A 6,567-nucleotide genomic window follows, 5' to 3' on the forward strand; every position below is an offset into this window, starting at 1 on the left:
GCCGGCGCCCCGGAGATCGCCGAGCTGACGGGCCTCCTCGAGGAGAGCGGCGCCATGAGCCGTGCCCGCGCCCAGGCAAGGCGGACGGCGACCGAAGCGGTCGTGGAGCTCGAGCACTTCCCCGACGGTCCGGCCCGCCGTGCGCTCGCCGCGGTTCCCGGCTACCTGATCTCCCGAGACCGCTGACCGGACGGGCTCCGGACGGCTCGGCGATTCGGGCCAATCCGGACCCGATATCTGGTGGTCGATCCATCTCCGGCCCCAACATATCGCGTTCCAGCTTGAGACCGGATGTGGCCGGGTGGTATATTCCCCAAGGCTTCCGGCGGGCCCGACCGGGCCAGGACGAGGTTTGCGTGTCCAAGCTCAAGCTCGACAGGATCCGGATCTCCGGCTTCAAGTCCTTCAGCGATCAAACGGAGGTGGTGTTCCCGGATGGGATCACGGCCGTCGTCGGCCCCAACGGCTGCGGTAAGTCGAACATCGGGGACGCGCTGAACTGGGTGCTCGGGGAACAGAGCGCCAGGATGCTCCGCGGCGCGAGCATGCAGGACGTGATCTTCAACGGCAGCGAGGCGCGGAAGCCGGTGGGCATGGCCGAGGTCTCGGTGGAGATGTCCGGCCTCAACGGGACGCCCGACGGGGCGACGCGCGACGTCGTCCTCACGCGGCGGCTGTTCCGGGACGGCGAGAGCGAGTACCTGGTCAACGGCGCGCGCGCGCGGCTCAAGGACATCCAGGAGATTCTCCGCGAGGCCCGGGTCGGGACGCAGACCTACGCGACCATCGAGCAGGGGAGGATCGACCAGATCCTGAACGCGAAGCCTCGGGAACGTCGGCTGTTGATCGAAGAGGCGGCTGGAATCTCCGGGTACAAGCACAAGCGGCGGCTCGCGGAGCTCAAGCTCGAGGCCACCCAGGCGAACCTGCTGCGGGTGGGCGACATCGTCGCCGAGGTTCGTCGCCAGATCAGCTCGCTCAAGCGGCAAGCCGCGAAGGCGCGCAGGTACCAGCGACTCCGCGACGAGCTCCGCTCGAAGGAGTCGGTGAGATTCGGCGCCCGCGCCCGGCGGATGGACGAGGATCTCGCGCGCCTCATGGATGAGGAGCGCGAAGCGCGCGCCTCCGAGGCCGGCGCCGCGGCGGACCTGGGCCGGGCGGAGGCGGCGCTCGAGGCCGATCGGGTCGCGCTGTCGGAGGCGGAGGGGGCCTGCCGCCTGGCGACGGACCGGCTACACCAGCTCGATCTCGAGATCGACCGCGAGCGCACGCGAAGCCGCTCCTGCCAGGAGAGGATCGAGGAGGCCCGCGAGCGGGCCTCGGAGCTGGGGAACGAGCGCGACTCGCTTCGGGCGCGACGCGAGTCGGCACGGGAGGAGTTGCGCGTCCACCTCGCGAGCACCGAGAGCGAGCGCGTGGCCCTCGAGGAAGCCGCGGCGGCGCTCGAGGAGCGCCGGTCGGAGCTGGAGCGGGCGCAGGGCCGGCTGGCCGCGAGGCGCGAGGGCGTCGAGCATCTTAGGCGGCGCCTGTTCGAGGCGATGAACGACGCCGCCGAGGCCCGGAACCGGCGGCGTGCGATCGAGGAGGCGATCGGACGGGGGAGCGAGCGGCGCGCGAGGCTCGGCGAGGAGCGAGCGGAAGTGATCGGCGAGCTCTCGCGTCTCGAGGTCGAGGCCGGGCGGATCGCGGCGGAGGCGACGGCGCACGCGAGCGTGATCGAGCGGCTCCGTGAGGAGCACGGCGCGGCGGACCGGGCGCTCGCCGAGGCGCGGGAGCGGGTCGCGCGGGACGGCGAGGCGCTGGCTGCGGCGCGCGGATGGGCTCACTCCGCGGCCGCCAGGCTGCGCACCCTGGAGGACGTCGCCACCCGGTTCGCCGGCGTGTCCGATGGCGTCAAGCTCCTCCTGACGCTGGGCGCCGCCGCCGGAGTCCGGACGGGAGGCGTCCTGGCGGATTTCGTCGAGGCGGCGAGGGAGATCGAATCGCCGGCCGAAGCCTACTTGCAGGCGATCCTGCCGGCCGTGATCGTCGAGGACGACGCGGACGCCGTCCGCGCCGCCGAGCTGATCCGCTCCGAGGGGGCGGGCCGGACGCTTCTGCTGTCGAGGTCGCAGCCGGCGGGACGCTCCGCGGAGGGAGGCCGCGTCGGAGAGAGCACGCCGTTCCCCGATCCGCTCGTCGGCGACTCGCGGGTGCTGGGCCGGCTCAGGGAGAGGCTGAGCCTGGCGTCGGGCGCCGACGAGCTCCTCCGCGACCGGATCGGCGATGCCGTTCTGGTGGATCGGCTGGAGAGCGCTCTCGCGCTCCACCGGCTTCACCCGGAAACGGACTACCTGACACCGGACGGAGAGGCCGTGCTGGCCTCGGGCCTGGTCTCGGTGGGCGGGCGGGTCGCGTCCGACCACGGGCTCCTCGCCCACAAGCGACGGACCCAGGAAGCGCGCGGCGAGCTCGCGGAGGCCGAGGCGCGGGCGGCGGCACTGCAGGCGGGCTTGGACGCGGCGCGGGCGGAGAATGCCGGACTCGAGAGCGAAGTCGAGCGCCTGAGGAGCGCGCTGGAGGAGGCCGGGCGGCGGCGGGTCGAGCTCTCGCTCGGTGTCGAGCGCTCGGCGGCGGAGCGGGAGCGGATGGGCCGGCGGGCGGCGGTCCTCTCCGAAGAGGTCGCCGCCATCGACGAGGAGTCGGAGAGGATCACGAGGGACCACGGGGACGTGGCGCGCGTCGTGGAGGAGTGCGAGGCGGCTCAGCGGGTCGTGGAGCAGGACCTCGCGGCGGAGGGGGCGGGGCACGAAGAGATGGAGCGCCGTCTCCGGGAGCAGAGCGAGTCGGCGGCGGTGCTCCAGGCGGATGTCCTGGTCCGGCAGCAGCGGCGGAGCGTGATGGAGCGGGAGCGGGTCCGTCTCGAGGCGTCGCTGGCCGAGGTCGAGTCCCGGCTCGGATCGGTACTGCAGGAGATCGACGCCGCGCGGGCGAGGGCCGAGGAGGCCGAGGGGGTGCTCGCTCGGACCGCCGAGGAGCTCGCGGGGCATCTCACCGAGCGGGAGCGGAGGGCCGCGGAAGCCGCCGCGATGGAAGCGGCGGTCGCCGACGGGAGGCGAGGCCTCGACCAGCGCGAGGCCGCGCTCAAGGAGATGCGTGCCGCGCTCGAGCGGCGGCGTGAGTCCGTGCAGGCCGCGGAGGTCGCTCTCGCCGGAGCGGCGGCCGACCGCCGGCATCTCGACGAGCTCTGCGTGCAGGAGCTGGGGATCTCCGCCGCCCAGGCCGCCCTGAGCCGGACCGCGGAGATCGGCGGGTCCGACGCCGAGTCGCTCGACGCCGACATCGCGGACCTGAGACAGAAGATCGAAGCGATGGGCCCCGTGAACCTCACCGCCATCGAGGAGTTCTCCGAGCTGGAGAAGCGCTACACGTTCCTGACCTCCCAGCAGCACGATCTGGAGCATTCGATGGAGTCGCTGCGGGAGACCATCCGGCGAATCAACCGCCAGAGCCGCGAGAGGTTCAGCGACGCGTTCGAGGCGATCCGCGTCTCGTTCCAGGAGGTCTTCAGGACGCTCTTCAACGGCGGGCGCGCGGACCTCTGGCTCGAGGAGGGTGACGACGTCTTGGAAACCGGCGTCGAGATCATGGTGCAGCCTCCCGGCAAGAGGCTGGGCAACGTGCACCTCCTGTCCGGCGGGGAGAAGGCGATGGCGGCGATCGCGCTCTTGTTCGCGATCTTCCGCTACCAGCCATCGCCGTTCTGCCTCCTCGACGAGGTGGACGCCGCGCTCGACGACGTGAACGTCAACCGGTTCACGAAGATGCTGCGCGAGTACGCCGAGCAGACCCAGTTCATCATGATCACGCACAACAAGCGGTCGATGGAGACGGCCGACCTGCTCTACGGCGTGACCATGGAGGAACCCGGCGTCTCGAAGCTGGTCTCGCTGAAGCTCTGACCCGCGAGAGGGTTCAGCGAGGGGGCGGGCCGGGAGCGCCGTCGCGCTTGATCCGTACGTCGATCGCGATCGTTCCCTTCTCGCCGCGCTCGGTGACGACCGCGGAGAGGGACAGCCCTTCGGCACCGGCGACCACGCGGTCCAGCTGGGCCTCCGCGAGCTCCAAGAAACGGTCGCCGACCCGGATCGCGACGCCGACGATCAGATCGTGGGGGATGCCTGGGTCCACCTCGCCCCGAAGCTCGATGGGAAGCGCGATGGCGAGCAGATCGGGCTCCGCCTCCGACGGCCCGTGGCGGGGCGCGGCGGGCCGATACCCGGACGGGGCCGTCCTGGCGGGCACGCGCGACGCCCCGGGATGGAAATCGAGCATCTCGTGCCGCGGGACCGAGACGAAGTCGCGACCGAGCGGCGATCGCGAGCGCCACTGGTCCGGAACGTGATCGGGGGTCCGACAGGCGAGGAACACCGCGAGGTCGGTGACCACGCGCTCCTCGGCGGACGCGCCCGCCAGCAGCGCGCGTGCGTCGTCGTCGTCGAGGCGAGCGGGGAAGACGAGGTCCCGGGTCCCGCGGCCGCCGGCGGGCGGGCCGATGGAGACGACGACGAGGGATTTCCCCTCCGCGGGGCGCTGCGGCGCGGCGACCGGCGGCGTCTCGGTCGCGCGCTTCCGGTCCTGCTCCGCCTGGCGCGCGCCCATGGCGGAGAGCACCTCCGCCGGGACACTCGCGAGGCGCAGCTCCCGGGTCATGTCGTCGGAGAGATCGAACGCCACGTCGGCGGAGCGGATCGCCTTGATCACCTCCGCGGGGGACCGGCCGCCCACCAGCATCCGGACCACGTCTTCGTTGCGGAGGGGCGCCGCAGGGGACGGCTCACCTGCGGCGGGCGCGGGGAGGACCGCCACCGCGAGCGCGAGGATCACGGATCCCGCGACGCCTGCGAACGGGCTCAAAGGGCGACCTCGTCCCGGTCGTCGATCTCCAGGACGAGACCATCGTACGCCAGCCCGACGCCTTCCGGGAGGCCGGCAGACACCCGGGAGTGCAGGAGGTCGTGCCCGATGTGGGTGAGAAGGGTGCGGCGGGGCGAGATCCGGCGCGCCTCCTCGAGCGCCCGCGCGACGTGCATGTGCGTCGGGTGCGGGCGCTCCCGCGGCGCGGCCAGCACCAGCGCGTCGAGCCCCCGGAGGAGCGCGTACGAGCTCTCGGGAATCAGGCTCGCATCGGTAAGGTAGGCGAAGCCTCCGACCCGGTATCCGAGGATCGCGAGCCGGCCGTGCATCACGGGAACCGGGACCACGCGCCGGCCGAGGAGCTCGAAGGGGCCCTCGACCACGCATCGCTCGACCGCCGGCTTTCCTCCCCCGACCTGCACCGACTCGAACACGTACCAGAAGGTCCGCGACAGATCCTCCAGGGTCGCCGCGGAGCCGTACGCGGGGATCGGCGCGCCCTGACGCCAGTTGAACGTGCGAAGCTCGTCGAGCCCCAGCACGTGGTCGGCGTGCGCGTGGGTGTACAGCACCGCGTCCACACGGCCGACCTCCCGTGCGAGCGCCTGGGCCCTGAGGTCGGTTGCGGTGTCCACCAGGACGCTGGCGCCGGGCCACTCCATCCGGATCGAGGGACGGAGGCGCCGGTCGCGCGCATCGGCGGAGCGGCACACCTCGCAGTCGCAGCCGATCAGGGGAACGCCGGTCGAGGTCCCGCTGCCGAGGAACGTGACACGCATCAGAGCTTGAGGCCGGAGCCGGAGAGGACCACGGCGAGGTCCCCGTGGCGCCTCCTGAGATCGTCCCCGAGTCGGTCGAGGCACGCCGCGGCCACGGCACCGGTGCTCTCCACGGCGTACCCCTTGTGCCAGAGCCCCCGCCGTGTCCGCTCGATCTCGTCCTCGCCCACCTCCTCGATCGACCCGCCGCTCTGTCGCACCGCCCGGAGGACCTCGGCGCCCCGCGGCGCCGCGCCGACGCGCACGCCATCGGCGGACGTCGGTCCCTCGGTCACCGGAGCGGGAAGCAGGGCTCCGGCGGCGAACGCGCGGGCCAGCGGAGCGCAAGCCGCGGCCTGCACCGCGACGATCGCCGGCCGCCGCTCGATCAGACCGTGACGCCTGAGCTCGCGGAAACCGGCGTCGAGGCCGAGGACGAGACCGCCGTTGCCCGCCGGAACGACCACCGCCCCGGGCGCGGTCCACCGCAGCGCCTCCGACAGGGAGTAGGCGAGCGTCTTCGCGCCGTGGAGGAAGAGGGGGCTCCACGCGTGGCTGGCGTAGAAGGCACCCGAGGCCGCCTCCTCGAGCGCGGCCGCGGCGGCGCCGGCCCGCCCGCCTGCGACCCTGATCACCTCCGCCCCCAGCTCCGCCGCGATCCTCGGCTTGACCGGCGACGCGTCGTCCGGGACGAGGACTCGGGCCCGGAGGCCCGCTCGAGCGGCGTGCGCCGCCAGCGCGATCCCGGCGTTCCCGCTGGTGTCGTCCACCAGGAGGGTCGCCCCGAGCGCCGCCGCGAACGAGACCAGGAGCGAAGCGCCTCGATCCTTGTACGAACCGGTGGGCGAGACGTACTCGAGGGCGAGGTGGACCGGCGTCGAGCCGACGACGTCGTCCACCACCGGCGAGACGC

The 6,567-nt window shown here is 72.8% G+C and carries 5 protein-coding genes; 2 read left to right on the plus strand and 3 right to left on the minus strand.

The annotated features are described in order from the left end of the window. The coding region (locus tag LAO51_19510) for a polyprenyl synthetase family protein (protein ID MBZ5640931.1) at positions 1–186 on the plus strand (186 nt) is incomplete at its 5' end. A gap of 170 nt (positions 187–356) precedes the next feature. After that, a complete protein-coding gene (smc, locus tag LAO51_19515; GenBank protein MBZ5640932.1) occupies positions 357–3,941 on the plus strand; it encodes a chromosome segregation protein SMC in 3,585 nt (1,194 codons plus the stop codon). 13 nt (positions 3,942–3,954) lie between these two features. Here the strand turns inward: smc and LAO51_19520 are convergent, their stop codons facing one another. The 3 genes from LAO51_19520 to LAO51_19530 all read right to left on the minus strand — a co-directional run. After that, positions 3,955–4,896: a hypothetical protein gene (locus LAO51_19520; GenBank protein ID MBZ5640933.1), complete on the minus strand. Its 942-nt coding sequence runs from the start codon at positions 4,894–4,896 to the stop codon at positions 3,955–3,957. Further along, on the minus strand, positions 4,893–5,675 hold the full coding sequence (locus tag LAO51_19525) for an MBL fold metallo-hydrolase (protein MBZ5640934.1): 783 nt from the start codon (positions 5,673–5,675) through the stop codon (positions 4,893–4,895). The genes LAO51_19520 and LAO51_19525 overlap by 4 nt, the downstream gene beginning before the upstream one ends. Beyond that, positions 5,675–6,567, minus strand: an 893-nt coding sequence (locus LAO51_19530; GenBank protein ID MBZ5640935.1) for a pyridoxal-phosphate dependent enzyme, incomplete at its 5' end; no start/stop codon positions are given. The genes LAO51_19525 and LAO51_19530, both read right to left, overlap by 1 nt.

Source organism: Terriglobia bacterium (assembly GCA_020073205.1).
GTDB lineage: Bacteria > Acidobacteriota > Polarisedimenticolia > Polarisedimenticolales > JAIQFR01 > JAIQFR01.